We start from the raw sequence: 648 nt of genomic DNA, 5'->3' as shown, positions 1-648 counted from the left end.
CTGTTTCTGGGCGTTCCATTTTCGCGTAGTAAAGGAGTTCTTCGACCATTTCTTCCATCTCATCAATGTCTTCAACGATGCTATTTACGTACTTTGTCTGTTGTTCATTTAGAGAGGAGTCGGCGAGTAAATCAGCCTGCCATTGCAAGCGAAAAATTGGTGTGCGTAGCTCGTGAGCAACCGCATTGGTGAGCATTTTATTGCTGGTAATGAGTCGAGAGACTTTATCGGCCATGTTATTGAAGCTTTTGTTCAATGTGCCAACCGATTTGGCGCTGGCCGTGCTTGCGCGTGCTTTGAAATTACCAGACGCAAATTCGACGGTGACTCTTTCTAGTTCACGAATTCTGCGGCTTAAAAACCAGATCAGCAAAACACAGTAAAGCGCGAAACCAGCGATGAAGAATATCCACACCATGTTGTCGTCGAAATTGACGGCTTGAATGATGGGACTATTCGGGTTATCGCTAATTTTGAAAAAGGGAGTGCTCTCGTCGAAGCGAAACCAAAAATCCCGTTCATCATCAAAGGCAATGTTAGCGGTAGGATCTTCATCGAATACATCCTTCACCTCGGGTGGGAGCTCATCCATGGTGTGAGGTTGCAACAATCGATGGCTTGCCGTGGCAAACTTTTCTAGCTCGCTTT

Annotated in this window: 1 protein-coding gene; it reads right to left on the bottom strand. The window is 45.8% G+C overall.

The window, feature by feature from the left end; genetic code table 11:
- The coding region (locus tag R7R78_RS27100) for a histidine kinase dimerization/phospho-acceptor domain-containing protein (RefSeq protein ID WP_225474734.1) at positions 1-648 on the bottom strand (648 nt) is incomplete at both ends.

This window comes from Vibrio sp. 2134-1, from assembly GCF_033339495.1.
This window is presented reverse-complemented; position numbering and strand designations above follow the sequence as displayed.